The sequence below is a fragment of the Tenacibaculum piscium genome, from assembly GCF_021390755.1.
GTDB lineage: Bacteria > Bacteroidota > Bacteroidia > Flavobacteriales > Flavobacteriaceae > Polaribacter > Polaribacter piscius.
Genome location: NZ_JAJGWR010000013.1, coordinates 1 through 15,344 on the forward strand (window position 1 = coordinate 1; position 15,344 = coordinate 15,344).

The following is a 15,344-nucleotide window of genomic DNA, read 5'->3' on the forward strand; positions in this document are numbered from 1 at the left end:
TTTTAATAATCGAACATTAAATGAAAAAGAGAGATTAGAATATTATATTTCATTAAATAAAACTGAATTTACAATAAAAAATTATATGGATATTTTTAAATACATTTCTTCAGCAACAGCAAGTAGAGATTTAAAGAAAGGAGCTGAATTAGATTTATTTGAAAAAATAGGAGAAAAAAACAAAACAATCTATCGTTTAAAATAACTGGGCACAACACCGTATATAATTTATTACTAGTACTCGCCTACTTACGAAAATCCTTGGCGGATTTTCTATTCCGTTTTTATTTACTATTTTAGGTGCTTCAAAAACGCAACAAATCATATACCAAACGTTAGCGGTAAGCTCAAAAAAAAATGGAATTCTACAAAACATCAAATCAAGTAAATTACGGAAGGAGAATAATTCCCCTTAAAATGATTGAACATATGTCATTTGATGATTGGGAGGTATTTATTGAAGAATGGGTTGATATAAAAAAAGTAGACTATTTAGAGGGCGAGCAATTTGGTGGTGCTGGTGATAAAGGGCGAGATGTTGTTGGTTATGTCACTGATAAAAACAAACCAAATTACGTTTGGGATTGCTTTCAATGTAAACATTATTCAAATGCTTTAACACCCAGTGATGTATACAAAGAATTTATTAAAATATTATTTCATACTTTTAATCAAGAATATCCGACACCCAGAAAATATTATTTTATTTCACCTAAAGGTTGCGGTACTTCTCTCTCTAAATTATTACTAAATCCAAAGAAATTAAAAGACGCTATTGTAAACAATTGGTCTAAGCATAATCAAATAGATACAACTAAAGGAGGGATTCAATTAAAAGGAAAACTCCTAAGCTGGGTTAATGATTTTGATTATTCAATTTTTTCAAAAATACATACTAAGGATATCTTAAAAGAACATAAAAAACATCCAAATCATATAATTAGGTTTGGTGGCGGGTTACCTGAACGAGAAAAATTAGATATAAATACAATATCTGATAATATTAAAAGCTCTGAAACGACATATGTTAGCCAACTATTATCTGCTTATAGTTCTGAAAGTAAAGAGATTTACAAAAATGTATCCAATTTAGATTCTAAAGAATTATATAAAAATCATTTTACACGAGCAAGAATGAGTTTTCATCACGCAGAACAGTTAAGAAATTTTTCTAGAGATAGCTTACCTGTTGACACCTTTGATGATTTTCAAAAAGAAATATTTGAAGGTATTGTTGATATTGTAGAAGATATTCATTCGAATAGCTTCATAAAAGTAAAAGAAGTAGAAAAAGAAGCTAGTAAAGTAATAATTTCTTCAAACCCACTAAAGGACGTCAGCCTAATTTATGATAAAAAGGGAATTTGTCATCAGTTAGTTAATGATAATAAAATTAAATGGACATAATGGAAACTAAAAAAAACATAAATCCATTCAATAACAGTGTTGAATCTGGTCTTCGAATCTTAACTATATTAAATGAGGCATTTCCTAAATCTTTTGATTTACAAAACCTTGTTTATCTAGATTATTTAACAATACATTCAGCAGATATTGACAAAACAACTCAAAGCCTACACCCAGCAGTACCTTATCGTTCTGGTGAAATAATGATTAGAAGTTCAATTATACAAAAAGGATTAAATCTTTTTATAATAAAAAAATTAATTGAAAAACAATACCATATTAATGGTATAGAATATAAAGCAACTGAAAATGCGATGCCGTTTCTTGAATCACTTGAGGAAACATATTCAACAAAACTTCAAGAAAAAGCTAATTGGGCAGTTAGTAAATATTCAAAACACACAAAAAAAGAACTAAAAAGTATTATGACTCCAAGATTATCTGAAATAAGTAATGAGTTTAATATTGAAATTCTACAATAATGAAAGCAGGTTTTATATTAAAAGAGTTAAGACTAGTTGGAGAATCATTAAATAAAGCTAGTATAGTTTTCGAAAAAGGAGTTAATGTAATTACTGGACCTTCTAACGTAGGTAAGTCATATATTTTTCAATGTTTAAATTATATGTTTGGTGGCTCAAAACCTCCTAAAGATATTAAACAAGCGAGAGCATATGAATTTATTTATCTAGAAATAAGAGATAACAAGAATGAACCATTTACCTTATTAAGTGATTTAAAAGGAGGAAATTTCAAACTATATAATTCATCTATTGATGACATCAAAGAAACGGATGAATTTGAACCCCTTAGTAGAAGACACAATCCAGCTAGTCAAAAAACAATTTCTGCTTTTTTATTAAAATTAAATAATTTATCAGGCAAAAAAATACGAACAAACAAAAGTGGTAAAACTAGACAGATTTCTTATAGAGATATTGTAAAGTTTTCAATGGTTAATGAAACTAGAATAACGACAGAGGATTCTATAGTAGTACATAACGACAGAGATAAAACAATTGAATCTAGTGTCTTGAAGCTAATTGCTACTGGTAAAGATGATAGTAGCATAATTTCGCCACTTACTACTAATCAAATAGCAAATAGAAAAGGTAAATTAGAAATCTTAAAAGAATTTATAAGTGATAATACGGATGAATTAAAAGCTTACAAAGTTGAACCTTCATCGATACTTATAGAAACCAATTCTATAATTGAAAGGCTAAGTGAAAAACACTCTAATCTTCAAAACCAATTTAATGAAATTGAGAATAAACGAAAAGAAAACTTAAAAACACTCTATAAGAAACAATCTCGAAAAAGAATTATTGATGAATTATATAAAAGGTCTGACCTTTTAAAATTACATTATTATTCTGACATTTCACGCTTAAAATCTACAACAGAAACAAGTATATTATTAAATGAAGAAAATCACTCTACTAATGGAAATTGCCCTCTCTGTAATGGTGAAATAAAAGAAGAGTGTTCTATATCTGATATTAATAAAATAATAGATTCTTGCAGTAAAGAAATACAAAAAGTTGAATACTTGATTCAAGAATTAATTGAATCTGAAAAAGTTTTAAAAGAAGAAACTAATTCTATTTCTCTAGAAGTATTGAATTTAGAAAATATTATAGAGAAGTTTACTTTAGAACTTGACAAAGGAGTTGGACTAGAAATGGGGTTAATTATTGAACAAATTAATAAACAGAATGAAAAGAAGAGTCATCTTCTTGGTGCATTATATAAATTTGAACAACTTGAAAAATTCAAAACAGAAAAAGAAAAACTAGAAAACTCTTTACCTAGTTCTAGTTCAAAAGAAACATTTGAAAATATTTCAACAGCTTCCTTAACTCCTCTTTCAAAATCAATAAAATCAGTACTTAAAGGTTATAACTATCCAAAATTAACAGACGTTAGTTATAGTGAAGACAAAAATGATTTTGTTATATCAGGTGAAGACAGAAATCTGTCTGGTAAAGGGGTTAGAGCAATTATATATTCCGCTTTCATTTTAGGATTGCAAGAACTAATATTAAAAAAAGAATATTCAATAGGTGTACCAATAATAGATTCTCCATTAGTCTCTTATAAGAAGTCAGAAAATATTGGAGCAGAAAGGATTAGTGATGATTTAGCAATGGATTTTTATAGATATATCTGTAATCAAAGTGATTTAGAACAAATAATTGTAATTGAAAATGAAGTACCTCCATTAGATATAAAAGGAAACATAAACCATATAAAATACACAAGAGAAAATGGCTTTATACCTGCGAAATAAAGCCTACCGCTAACAATGTATAAAAAACATAGGGCATTTGTGCTTAACCGAAAGTTTGGGCATATTAATGAAGTCCGCTAAATATAAAATTTGGCGTTTAGAGTAAAAAAGATAAAAGCAAAATATTTATATTTAGCTAAGTAATAAACCGAAACGAAAGTGCTTATCAACTGCCCTACGTTTCTTATACTAATCGTTGTATGCAATTTGAGAAAAACCTGAACTAAATTGAATATGTGGAAACCAATAACCGAAAAAGAACTATACTCTGAAATTTGGAAAACCGAATCTGAATTAGACGAAAAGTATCGTAATTTTTGGAATTTAATAAACATAAGTCCTGAAAAATGGAGCGAAGCAACTTTCGGAAATGAAGGTGGCGGATTTTGGGTTGTTGCGATTTGTGGTCGGAAAATAATTTGGTTTAATGATATTGAGGAAGGATTTAATATTTCTGACTATACTGAATACGGAAAAATAAACGGATATTATTGCAACCAAGATGAATTGAATATTGCGGTTTTGAGACTATTTGAATTAATAAATTTTGGTGGAGAAATTAACGGACAAGCTGGACCACCAATAAAACTATAAAAACTGCATACAACACAGTATATAAAAAATTGCTGGTTTTGTGCTTAATTAAAGGTCGTTGCACGTTTGCTACGTCTGATTTTCCTTCGGAAAATCCTCGCACGCAAACACGCAACTTTCCATATACATAAACGTTAGTGGTAAGGCAAAACGAAAAACTTCAAGAATATTTAAAATTATAATATGAAAATGAATAATTTTTTTAGAGGATTTAATTGGTGGTTATTTGCATCAGCAATTATATCATTTGTACTCATATTATGTATTAGTTTATGGTTTTCTAATATACCTGAAATATTTAAAAATGCAAGTATAATAGGTGAAATAAACATTGCATTATTATGTTCATATTTAGCTGCATATATTTTTTATTTAATTACTTCATATTATCAAGAATTTAAGAATAGGAAAAACTCGAAAATTCCATTGTCCTATCACTTAGATGAAATTTTAAACTCACACAATAATTATTTAAAAACAATAAATTTAGCGATAAAAAAAGATTTTCTTGAATTAACAGAAAAGGAAAAGCGTAATAATCTTAGTTTATTAAAAATCATAGATTTACCACCAAAAATCAACCCAAGAATTACAATTAATATTCCTAAAACTTGGAATAACTATCTAACTTGGCATAGACAAGTTCAGGAGAAAAGTATTAGAAAAATTTATGATCGTTACGCATTTATAATGGAGGATGAATTGAGTGACATTTTAAGTCAAATTGAAAATTCTAAATTTCACGAAGAAATTAATATAGCTTATCAACGTCCGGATATTTATCAAAATCTAAATTCATTATTTGTACCAATGCAGGAATACATTACTTTTTTTGAAAGACTGAAAAATTATATAGAAAGAATGTAAAGCCCTACCACTAACACCGTATATAATTTATTGCTGGCTTCTTGCCTACTTGCGAAAGTCCTCGCGGACTTTCTTGGTTGGTAATTATTTACTAAATTTAGTGCTTCAAAAACGCAACAAACCATATACAAACCGTTACCACCAATTACAAAAAATGACTGAACAACAAAATGAAATATGGAATAAAATTCAAAATTTTGAAATTGACGACATAGATTCTTCTTTCAGTTTTACAGATAGATTAGCAAGAGAAAATGATTGGTCAATAGAATATGCGCTGAGAACAGTATTGGAATACAAAAAATTTATTTTTCTGATTACTATTTCAGATTTTCCTCAAACACCTTCAGACCAAATTGACCAAGTCTGGCATCTTCATTTACTTTACACAGAATCATATTGGATTGAACTTTGTAAAAACACAATAAATAAAAATATTCATCACGGACCAACAAAAGGCTCAGAGGAAAGAACTTTATTTAAAGAACAGTATTCAAAAACACTTGATTTTTACGAGTCAATATTTAATGAAAAACCACCAAGTGACATTTGGGTTGATATTGATACTAGATTTAACGAGATTCACTTTACAAGAGTTAATAGAAACAGAAATTGGATAATACCTAAACTTCGATTTAAAAAGTAATGAAAATACTATCTCAAATAACACCTGCAGAAACAATGCTAATTAAAGATTGTACCCTTGTACAATTGAAAGATTTAATGAAGTTTACTTTTATGGATTTACTTCTAAAAAAAGTAATTGAAATTAAAGAAATAAATAAAAAGTCTCATCCTAGAGACAAATACATTAGAACTTATACATATGTTATCTCAGGTAAAAACTTTAATAAATACCAGCCAAAAAATCACGAATTAATTTATTTAAGTCCATTTATAAAAAGTCCTTCAATTCAAATACTATTTAAGAATTTTATAAAAATGGCTTACGATACCTCAAACGGAAGCTGGAATTTTAAAAAATCAACAAGAAGTAATCGAGAAATCACCCCTTATTTCAAGCAATCATTCTTATTAAATTTATTTAGGTTAAATAAACTAACTGATAACGGAAATAAGCTAAGGAGAGAAATATCAAACTATTTAAATGAGATTGATAAAAGTATAGACAATCTACTTCATAATGATAAGAAGAAAGGATTAGAGTTATTATTGAGAATTGGAGGAAACATTTTCTTATTAAAAAATTTAGATTTTCAACTTTTAAAAACAATTGATAAAGAATTACTAAATCAACAGAAAGTTTTACATAGTGATACTTATGATTCTAATAGTGATTGGTGGTTGTATGTTGACTTTTTTGAAGACGATTATATGTTTGATTCATATTTTGATAGTTTTGATGACACTTTAGATTCATTTGATTCTGAATTTGACGCATCTGGTTGCTCTTCTTGTGGCAGTGGATGTAGCAGTTGTGGAGGATGTGGATGTGGTTAATAACTGGTGGTAACACCGTATATAATTTATTGCTAGCTTCTAGCCTACTTACGAAAATCCTTAGGGGATTTTCTATTCCGATTTTATTAACTAAATTAGTTGCTCGAAATACGCAACAAATCATATACAAACGTTAGCAAACATTAAAGAAATGCTTTAATAAACATCTTGAACTTTTTAAAGCCATCAGCAAACTCAAATTCTTTTTTGTTTAAACATAAGCCAATGCCATAAAGCATATCTTTAACGATAGTATCGTCATTATCTAAACCACTCTTCTTTGCATCATAAGTCTGTACATATTCCTTAAATTTCTGCATATCAAATTTGCTAACACCGTTTATAGGTAATGCTCGCTTTTGTTCTTCGTTGTAAATTATTTCTTCTAAATCCATCTTATTATTTTTTTATTAATTATTTTCTTTTAAGTCGCACTACCCATACACAATACGTTGTAAATAATAGCAAAAAAAACTGACCAAAACAAAATAAATAATTGATTTTCAGATAAATAAAAACATTAGTTCATTTGTGATCTTTTAAATAAAACTATTTTAAGAAAGAAAAATAATTAAGAATATTTCTAGTTTTCAAGAAAAAGTTCTGAAATGTTTTTAACTCGTTTGTAGAATCTGAATCAAAACAAATTTAAGAAAAAGAAGAAAAAATTGAGAATATTTATAGTTTTCAAAAAAGAGTTTTGAAATGTTTTTTAACTCGTTTGTAGAATCTGAATCAAAAATAATTTAAGAAAAAGAAGAAAAAATTAAGAATATTTATAGTTTTCAAGAAAAAGTTCTGAAATATTTTTAACTCGTTTGTAAAATATGAATCAAAAACAATTTAAGAAAAAGAAGAAAAAATTGAGAATATTTCTAGTTTTTAAAAAAGAGTTTTGAAATGTTTTTTAACTCGTTTGTGGAATTTTAAATTTTATCGGTTTTTTGAATCGTAATTTAATAATCAAAGTTAGGAATAAACAAAAAGCTACTATTTACAACAACGTATATAATTAATTGCTGGTTCTCGCCTACATACGAAAATCCCTTGGGGGATTTTCTATTCCGATTTTTTTTACTAAATTTAGTCCAGAATAACGCAACAAATCATATACAAATCCGTTGTACGTCATTAACCAGCAGCATTGAAAAAAGAAACATTTAAAAATAAATTGAACAATTTAGCCTCTAAATTCATAAATGAAAATTTGGATAAAACTAAAGGTAAAATACCTGTTGAAAAAAGGCAAGAAATTAGACCGAAAACAGATTATTTAATTGAATCATTTTTAGCTTTAGCTGAAATAGAAAATATTTTTGAACAACTTGAACAAACACCATATTTTCTTTCAAATTTTAGACAAACTAAAAAACTTAAAGAAAAGAGAATAAGTCGTTTCAATCACATAATATATCATATTGAATCTTATCTGTTTAGAATAACGGGAATTATGGATAGAATGATGATATTATTAAATATAATCTTTGAAACAAATTTAGTTCCTGAAAAATGTAAGCCTTATAACTTCCTTTTGGATAATAAAGGAAAAGAAGGAAAATATGCTGGAATTATAAAGAAAAGTGACCCAGAATTATTTTTAGAACTGAATTTATTAGGTTTTTTAATTCAAGACTTCAGAAAAATAAGAAACGAAATTGCTCATCAAAAGAGATTTAATAGTAAAGATTTAAGAAACATAGAACTATTTAATATTGTCGAGGCTGATGTAGAAATTGATAATTTCAAATATCTTGTCAAAAGAGAAACAGATAAAACTGTCGCTGATTATAAAAGAAAGATGCTGGACGCAAATGAAAAAATTAGAATTCATTTAGAAAAATCATATGAGTGTTTAGATTTTATTTGGACTGAAACTTATGATAAAAAATAACGAACGTACAACAACGTATATAATTTATTGCTAGTACTAGCCTACTTACGAAAATCCCTTGGGGGATTTTCTATTCCGATTTTTTTTACTAAATTTAGTCCCGAATAACGCAACAAATCATATACAAATCCGTTGTGTGTAATCTAAAAAAAAACTGAGTGCCTACAAAGAAACTACTACTTAACAGCAAGCCAATTTTAGTTCATAAAGCTACAATTGAACCGACATTTAACAAGAAATCTATTCTTGTAGAAAATCCTTGGGAATATATCGAATTATGGATTAAGAGAAAGGGAAATAATAAAGCACTTTTTTATTGGCAACAAGCCGAAGGATTTTATAAAGCAACCAAATCACTACCAAAAACATCTTCCCCATTAACAGCATATTACTGCTTCTTGAATGCTACTAAAGCATTGTTAGAAGTTAAAGGTGTAACATATGCAGATAGACACGGAGTAACAGGAAGTTTAAATGGAAATGTAGCTTCATTAGCTAATGAAAATATTAAATTTCAACCAAATGGTGTTCTATCCGAATTTAGTAGACTTTTGGGAGAACCAGTAAATGGCGAAATCTATACATTCAAAGAGTTAATCTACAATCTCTGTTATATACATAGAGCTTACACACTTACATACAGTACTGAACCAGAACTTTTCTTTCCGATTAATTATCCACATTTTGTTAGAATTATTGGACAGAATTATGCGTATTTAACAGCGGAAATAAAATCGGAATATTATAAGAATCAAAATACAATTAATAAATTACCGGCATCTTTTGAAAGGGATTTAGGCTTTCCTAACGAACACATAATAAGAAAAAGAGCAAGATTTGGCTGGCAATCTGGACAAGCTAATAAAGCTGTTAATCTTCAAAGACTAAAAAACTACCATTGTTCTGTAAGAAAAGATATTCATTTCATTTATGGTTCAAGTGAATTATGGTATTTTAAAAGAGGTGGAGTAAATAATTTAATCAATAAAAGTCCTTTAACGCTCACTTTTGCATTAATGCATAGATTAAGTGAAATGTCAAGATATGACCCAATCAGACTGAAAAGACATTTTGATAATCAACACAACTGGCTATTATCTGAATTTATTAACCTTGCACCAAAACAATTTATTTACGGCATAGCTTGTGAAATAAGTGGAAAAGAATTTAAAGTTCCAGGCATTAGATTCTGAAAAGACTACACACAACACCGTATATAATTTATTGCTAGTTCTAGCCTACTTACGAAAATCCTTAGGGATTTTCTATTCCGTTTTTATTTACTAAATTAGTTGCTTGAAACACGCAACAAACCATATACAAATACGTTGGCAATAATTAACACGAAACTCAAAGCAGAATCTATATTTATATGAAGCAATGTGCCTATTGTGACAAAAAAAACATTAAAATAACGAACGAACACGTGGTGAATAAAGCATTCCTTAATGAGTTCCACAAAATTGGAAAAGGATATGTTAAAATTTTTGATGATGTTAAAGATGTGTTTCTTACAACAAGAGATGTTTGTAAAGATTGCAATAATCGAATATTAAGAGATTTAGATGATTATTTTTTAGACTTCTACAGAAAAAATATTCCTGAAAAAAGAATCTTAAAAAACACAAAAATTACAATTTCATATGATTTTAAAAAATTATCTAAATGGCTTTTAAAAACACTTTACAACTCTGAAAGAAGGAATGTTTATGAACAATTAGAAAGAAAATTACATCGATACAAAGGTTATATAATTGAGAAAGAAAAATTTGATAATTCAATCAGAATATATGTTGAATTATTACAAGACATTCCTCGAAAACATACATGTGATTTCCCCGAAGAATCAAACGGAAAAAGCAATATATTGAAATTAGGTACTATTATACCTTCTGAACAATACAACCATTCTAAAAAAGATATTACTCGATATTTTTTAAGCTCTAATATTATTTTTCATATATTAATATTTGATTCCGAAGATTTAACATCCGAAAAAATAAATAAGCGAATAAATGATTACAAATTTTTATCTAAAACCAAAAAAATATTTTATCTAAACCCAATTAAGAAAAAACTAATATTGAAAGCTTCAGATAGAACAATTTTAGAGATATTAGGTAATACTATCGAAGGAAATAAATCATTTATTGAAAGAAGAAAACAATAACTATTGCCAACACCGTATATAATTTATTGCTGGCTTCTTGCCTACTTACGAAAGTCCTCGCGGACTTTCTTGGTCAGTTATCATTTACTAAATTAGTTGCTTGAAACACGCAACAAACCATATACAACAACGTTACAAGTAATTGGCAAAAATTACGCAATTAGAACCTGATTTTTAAGTAAATACAGAAATTTAAAAATATCGATAGAAAAATATTACGAATAAAATTTAGAATCTATAAATACTTGAATTTACTCTAAATATGAAAATAAAATTGACCGAATTATTACGTAAAATTTGAATTTATAACATTTGTATAATTGAGAAAAATACAGAATAGAAATTGCAAAATTTACGTAAAATCTGAAAATAAAATCGACTGAATTATTATTTAAAATCTGAATTTATAACGCTTGTAGAATTGAGAAAAATACAGAATAGAAATTGCAAAATTTATGCAAAATCTGAAAATAAAATTGACCGAATTATTATGTAAAATCTGAATTTATAACGTTTGTAGAATTAAGCAAAATACATAATTGAAATTGTAAAATTTACGCAAAATCTGAATTGAAAACTTGTCGAAATTACTCAAATGTTGAATTAAGAAATGGAAAATTAAATCAGAATCACAAATTACAAACTGAAAAAAAACAACTACTTGTAACAACGTATATAAAAAATGCTTAATTTGGTCATAATACAAAAGTCAGTGCCGTTTTGCTACATCTGATTTTCCTGCGGAAAATCCTCGCACACAAAACAGCACTTTTCATATACAAACCGTTGTGTTTCATACAAAATTACGAATTTGAAAAAATAATTTAGAAATTCAAATAATATATGTAACTAATTCGTTACATTTGTAATATGAGAGAAATCGATATTACAGAAGAATGTTTGGACTTTATCGACAACCAAAATAAAAAGGTTGAACTAAAATTCTTCCAGCTAATTGAAGTTATTGGAGAAATAAAAATTGTTAATTCTAATTTTCTAAAAAAATTACAATCAACAAAATTTTATGAATTACGTATAAAAGCAGGAAATGAATATCGAGTTGTAATATTTGCTATAGACCATCTAAATTTTAATGAATCAACAAAAGCTGTCTGCTTATGTGGTTTTCAGAAAAAAGGAACTAAAGATTATAAAAAAGCTATCAAACAAGCAGAAAAAATATTAGAAAATTATCTAAAAGAAAAGTAATTATGGGAAAATCAATAAACGCAAAAGAATTAATAGCTAAACGATACGGAAAAGAAGGCTCTAAAGAACGTGAAGAATTTAGAGAAAATGCTTTTTCTTATTATTTTGGTGAAATAATAAAAAATAGAAGAAAAGAATTGCATATGACTCAAGATAATTTGGCTGAAAAAGTGGGAAAAAAAAGACCATATATCTCTCGAATTGAAAATGGAGAAGATATTCGATTATCTAACTTTGCACTTCTTGCCAATGCTTTAGGATTATCAATTAAATTAACAGCTGAATAAAAAGTACGAAAACACAACACCGTATATAATTTATTGCTAGTTCTAGCCTACTTACGAAAATCCTTAAGGATTTTCTATTCCGTTTTTATTTACTAAATTAGTTGCTTGAAACACGCAACAAACCATATACAAAAACGTTGTGCAACATATCTCAACAGCACGTTTAAATCCAAATGAAAGTAAAAATATTGAGTTTATTTTTAATTATTCTATTCGCATCTTGCGACAAATATTCTCGTGAAAAATACCCTCAATTTGCTTCTAAAACGGAAAGTTATAAATATGTAAATAGTTGCTATTCTGCCGAGTTTGAGAATTTGAATAGAATTCCAACTGATATGCAGAATAAGTTTAAAAATTATCTGAAAAGCAGATTAGGAAAAAACAACTTTCAAAATCTGGAATTTAAAAATGGTTATGTTCTATCAGACAAACCAATTGAAATAGAAAGGACAAAAGATGAGAGTGAAATTTTAGCACTTTTGGGTCAACACAAAGGAAAATCCGATTGCGACTCAATTATTGACTTTCCAGTTTATTCAATCATTTATGAATTAAAATTACCTGAAATCGGAATTGAGAAAATCGGACTCAATTTAATGCTTGATAAAAATGGAAAAATGATTAAGGACATTGATTTTCCAAAAGCAGAATTTGCAAATAAAATCATACCAATAGATTCTGTTCACTCTGAATTGATTCGTAGAAAAATCCCGTACAAAAAACTGAATATTGACTTGTGGTTTGACAAAAGAACTGAATCGTTTGTTTGGTCAACTAACACATTAATTCAAGAAGGAAGTATAATGGGACCAAGTTGTTTTCCAGAAGTGAATTATCATTTTAAAATGAATGCAAACAATGGAGAAATTACAGAATTTGAAAATAGACAAACGAATGATTATTTCTTTGGAGCTGACAATCACTACGTTGAATAAAAAATACGTTGCACAACAATGTGTATAATTCATTGCTGGTTAAAGCCTACTTACGAAAGTCCTCGCGGACTTTCTATCTGTGATTTATTTGCTAATTTTAGTGCTTAAACACGCAACGAAATCATACACTAGACCGTTGTGCAACATTAACCAAAAAATGAAAATCAATGAAAAAAGCAAATTACATTTTACTACTTACTATCATTTTTACCTTTAATTTGACACAAGCTCAAGATGAAAAAGAATCACAGTTTGACCTTATTGGTTACGGAGGAATTGGATACGGAATTGTAGAAAACGATAACGAACCGAATTATAATCTGAATAGCAACAGCGGAGAAATTCTTTTGAATTATAACATAAATAAAAAGTTCGGAATCGCTACTGGAATTGGAATGAATGAATTGTCAGGTAATGGATTTAATTCTGTTGGCAACTTCTACCACGAAAGAACATTACTAAAAGTTCCGTTATTATTTACTATGGGTTCTAAATTATCGGAAAATTTTAAAGTATTTGCGAATTTAGGTTTCTACGGACAAACTATTGTTGAAGATGAATATCGTTTTCTAAATGATACTCAAAAAGACATTTATGATGGTTGGAATTTTGGAGCACAAATCGGAATTGGTTTTCTATTTGATATGTTCGACAATTTTAGCGCAGGAATTAATTATAATGGACAATCAGATTTTAGCAAATTTGAGTCAAATAATAATGTTGGAATAAATGACAAACAGAAAATGAAAAACCTAAACTCAATCGGAATTATATTAATGATTGAATTATAAAAACGTTGCACAACAATGCATATATTTTATTGCTAGGTTCTAGCCTGCTTACGAAAGTCCTCGCGGACTTTCTATTCGGTTTTTATTTACTAACTTAGTGACTTAATCACGCAACAAACCATATACAAGCACGTTGTGCCCAATAAAAAAACTCGTTTCATAAGATAATTCAGATTAAATGATTGTATCTTTGATAGTATCAAATGATAGTATCAAAAATGAAACCACCTTACGAAATAACATCTTCTATTTTAAAATTAATAACTTCTATTTCTGAGAAAATAGGAGAAGTAAATGCTAATTTATTAAATAAACCTTCTCCTAAATTAAGAAAACAGAATAGAATTAAAACTATTCATTCTTCTTTAAAAATAGAAGGGAACACACTAACAGAAGAACAAATAACTGCACTTCTTGAAAACAAAAGAGTTATTGGGCCTAAAAAAGATGTTCTTGAAGTTTTAAATGCAATTAAAATTTACGAAAATTTAGAAGAATATAATCCTTTTAATGAAAAATCCTTTTTAAAAGCACATTTAAACTTAATGGAAGGTTTAATTGAAAAATCTGGAAAATATAGAAATCAAAGTGTGGGAATTGTAAAAGGATCAAAAGTCGAACATTTAGCACCACCTTTTGGAAATGTGCCATACTTAATGAAAGACCTTTTTGAATATTTGAAAAAATCTGATGAAATTGAATTAATTAAAAGTTGTGTTTTCCATTACGAAATGGAATTTATACATCCATTTTTAGATGGAAATGGTAGAATGGGAAGATTATGGCAAACTTTAATTCTAATGGAAAAATATCCAATTTTTGAATTTTTACCTTTTGAAACTTTAATCAGTAAAGACCAAGAAAAGTATTACAAAGCTTTAGCAGAAAGTGATAAATCTGGAAAATCGACTAAATTTATTGAATATATGCTAAACGTGATTGACATTTCAATAAGTGAATTATTAGATTTTAATAATCGAACATTAAATGAAAAAGAGAGATTAGAATATTATATTTCATTAAATAAAACTGAATTTACAAGAAAAAATTATATGGATATTTTTAAAGACATTTCTTCAGCAACAGCAAGTAGAGATTTAAAGAAAGGAGCTGAATTAGATTTATTTGAAAAAATAGGAGAAAAAAACAAAACAATCTATCGTTTAAAATAACTGGGCACAACACCGTATATAATTTATTACTAGTACTCGCCTACTTACGAAAATCCTTGGCGGATTTTCTATTCCGTTTTTATTTACTATTTTAGGTGCTTCAAAAACGCAACAAATCATATACCAAACGTTATGCCCAATTAAAAAACCACTATGATAAATAAGAATGTAGATATAACAATTCCTTTACTTTGGGGAGAAGAACACTTCGTTAAAAATGAATGGGGAACAATTAATTATTTAGTTGGAGCAAACGGAACTGGG

16 protein-coding genes and 1 pseudogene are annotated in these 15,344 nt (G+C 27.7%); 16 read left to right on the forward strand and 1 reads right to left on the reverse strand.

Annotated elements, in window-relative coordinates:
* The 8 genes and pseudogenes from L0U72_RS11360 to L0U72_RS11395 form a co-directional block, all read left to right on the forward strand.
* Positions 1 to 205 (forward strand): annotated as a pseudogene (locus L0U72_RS11360) (Fic family protein); the annotation flags it as partial.
* A 152-nt stretch (positions 206 to 357) separates the two neighbouring features.
* The gene (locus L0U72_RS11365) at positions 358 to 1,407 is read left to right on the forward strand and encodes an ABC-three component system protein (RefSeq protein WP_233899311.1); all 1,050 of its coding nucleotides are present in this window, start codon (positions 358 to 360) and stop codon (positions 1,405 to 1,407) included.
* A complete protein-coding gene (locus L0U72_RS11370) occupies positions 1,407 to 1,889 on the forward strand; it encodes an ABC-three component system middle component 2 (protein ID WP_233899313.1) in 483 nt (160 codons plus the stop codon). Before L0U72_RS11365 ends, L0U72_RS11370 begins: the two co-directional genes overlap by 1 nt.
* Complete coding sequence (locus tag L0U72_RS11375) at positions 1,889 to 3,700, forward strand: AAA family ATPase (RefSeq protein WP_233899315.1); 1,812 nt, start codon at positions 1,889 to 1,891, stop codon at positions 3,698 to 3,700. The genes L0U72_RS11370 and L0U72_RS11375 overlap by 1 nt, the downstream gene beginning before the upstream one ends.
* Positions 3,701 to 3,934: 234 nt before the next feature.
* Positions 3,935 to 4,294, forward strand: coding sequence for a hypothetical protein (locus L0U72_RS11380; RefSeq protein ID WP_233899317.1), 360 nt, complete (start codon positions 3,935 to 3,937; stop codon positions 4,292 to 4,294).
* 189 nt (positions 4,295 to 4,483) lie between these two features.
* Positions 4,484 to 5,161, forward strand: a complete 678-nt coding sequence (locus L0U72_RS11385; RefSeq protein WP_233899319.1) for a hypothetical protein — start codon at positions 4,484 to 4,486, stop codon at positions 5,159 to 5,161.
* A gap of 154 nt (positions 5,162 to 5,315) precedes the next feature.
* Entirely contained in the window at positions 5,316 to 5,807 is a 492-nt protein-coding gene (locus L0U72_RS11390; protein WP_233899320.1) for a glycine-rich domain-containing protein, read from the forward strand.
* The gene (locus L0U72_RS11395) at positions 5,807 to 6,622 is read left to right on the forward strand and encodes a hypothetical protein (RefSeq protein ID WP_233899322.1); all 816 of its coding nucleotides are present in this window, start codon (positions 5,807 to 5,809) and stop codon (positions 6,620 to 6,622) included. Before L0U72_RS11390 ends, L0U72_RS11395 begins: the two co-directional genes overlap by 1 nt.
* A gap of 143 nt (positions 6,623 to 6,765) precedes the next feature.
* Here L0U72_RS11395 and L0U72_RS11400 read toward each other — a convergent pair whose 3' ends face one another.
* Positions 6,766 to 7,017, reverse strand: coding sequence for a hypothetical protein (locus L0U72_RS11400; RefSeq protein WP_233899324.1), 252 nt, complete (start codon positions 7,015 to 7,017; stop codon positions 6,766 to 6,768).
* A 749-nt stretch (positions 7,018 to 7,766) separates the two neighbouring features.
* Here L0U72_RS11400 and L0U72_RS11405 point away from each other — a divergent pair.
* The 8 genes from L0U72_RS11405 (at position 7,767) to L0U72_RS11440 (ending at position 15,080) form a co-directional block, all read left to right on the forward strand.
* Complete coding sequence (locus L0U72_RS11405) at positions 7,767 to 8,513, forward strand: Cthe_2314 family HEPN domain-containing protein (protein ID WP_232124617.1); 747 nt, start codon at positions 7,767 to 7,769, stop codon at positions 8,511 to 8,513.
* Between the two features lie 158 nt (positions 8,514 to 8,671).
* Positions 8,672 to 9,706 (forward strand): YaaC family protein, encoded by a 1,035-nt coding sequence (locus L0U72_RS11410; protein ID WP_232126946.1) that lies wholly within the window; start codon positions 8,672 to 8,674, stop codon positions 9,704 to 9,706.
* 236 nt (positions 9,707 to 9,942) lie between these two features.
* Positions 9,943 to 10,683, forward strand: a complete 741-nt coding sequence (locus L0U72_RS11415; RefSeq protein ID WP_233899326.1) for a hypothetical protein — start codon at positions 9,943 to 9,945, stop codon at positions 10,681 to 10,683.
* Positions 10,684 to 11,553: 870 nt separating this feature from the next.
* Positions 11,554 to 11,892, forward strand: a complete 339-nt coding sequence (locus tag L0U72_RS11420; RefSeq protein ID WP_101916122.1) for a type II toxin-antitoxin system RelE/ParE family toxin — start codon at positions 11,554 to 11,556, stop codon at positions 11,890 to 11,892.
* 2 nt (positions 11,893 to 11,894) lie between these two features.
* Positions 11,895 to 12,179 carry a helix-turn-helix domain-containing protein gene (locus L0U72_RS11425; RefSeq protein ID WP_100945805.1) on the forward strand — a complete coding sequence of 95 codons (285 nt, stop codon included), beginning with the start codon at positions 11,895 to 11,897 and terminating at the stop codon, positions 12,177 to 12,179.
* 173 nt (positions 12,180 to 12,352) lie between these two features.
* Positions 12,353 to 13,117, forward strand: a complete 765-nt coding sequence (locus L0U72_RS11430; RefSeq protein ID WP_233899328.1) for a hypothetical protein — start codon at positions 12,353 to 12,355, stop codon at positions 13,115 to 13,117.
* A 167-nt stretch (positions 13,118 to 13,284) separates the two neighbouring features.
* Complete coding sequence (locus L0U72_RS11435) at positions 13,285 to 13,908, forward strand: outer membrane beta-barrel protein (protein WP_233899330.1); 624 nt, start codon at positions 13,285 to 13,287, stop codon at positions 13,906 to 13,908.
* A gap of 218 nt (positions 13,909 to 14,126) precedes the next feature.
* The gene (locus tag L0U72_RS11440; RefSeq protein ID WP_394801462.1) at positions 14,127 to 15,080 is read left to right on the forward strand and encodes a Fic family protein; all 954 of its coding nucleotides are present in this window, start codon (positions 14,127 to 14,129) and stop codon (positions 15,078 to 15,080) included.
* The last annotated feature ends 264 nt before the right edge of the window (positions 15,081 to 15,344 follow it).